Raw genomic sequence first — 826 nt, forward strand, 5'->3', positions numbered from 1 at the left:
CTCCGGTACCGCGCTGATAAGCCTGGTTGACGGAAGTGGCAATCCGGTCAGCGTGGAGGTTCAGTCCGTCACCGACGGCGTGAAGGTAAAAGTGAGCCGTGTTCCTGACGGTGTTGCTGAATACAGCGTATGGGAGCTGAAGCTGCCGACGCTGCGCCAGCGACTGTTCCGCTGCGTGAGTATCCGTGAGAACGACGACGGCACGTATGCCATCACCGCCGTGCAGCATGTGCCGGAAAAAGAGGCCATCGTGGATAACGGGGCGCACTTTGACGGCGAACAGAGTGGCACGGTGAATGGTGTCACGCCGCCAGCGGTGCAGCACCTGACCGCAGAAGTCACTTCAGACAGCGGGGAATATCAGGTGCTGGCGCGATGGGACACACCGAAGGTGGTGAAGGGCGTGAGTTTCCTGCTCCGTCTGACCGTAACAGCGGACGACGGCAGTGAGCGGCTGGTCAGCACGGCCCGGACGACGGAAACCACATACCGCTTCACGCAACTGGCGCTGGGGAACTACAGGCTGACAGTCCGGGCGGTAAATGCGTGGGGGCAGCAGGGCGATCCGGCGTCGGTATCGTTCCGGATTGCCGCACCGGCAGCACCGTCGAGGATTGAGCTGACGCCGGGCTATTTTCAGATAACCGCCACGCCGCATCTTGCCGTTTATGACCCGACGGTACAGTTTGAGTTCTGGTTCTCGGAAAAGCAGATTGCGGATATCAGACAGGTTGAAACCAGCACGCGTTATCTTGGTACGGCGCTGTACTGGATAGCCGCCAGTATCAATATCAAACCGGGCCATGATTATTACTTTTATATCCGC

Annotated in this window: 1 pseudogene; it reads left to right on the forward strand. The window is 59.1% G+C overall.

The annotated features are described in order from the left end of the window. Positions 1-826 (forward strand): annotated as a pseudogene (locus tag CBF90_RS16075) (host specificity protein J); the annotation flags it as partial.

The sequence above is a fragment of the Microbacterium sp. AISO3 genome (genome assembly GCF_002204305.1).
Lineage (GTDB): Bacteria > Actinomycetota > Actinomycetes > Actinomycetales > Microbacteriaceae > Microbacterium > Microbacterium arborescens.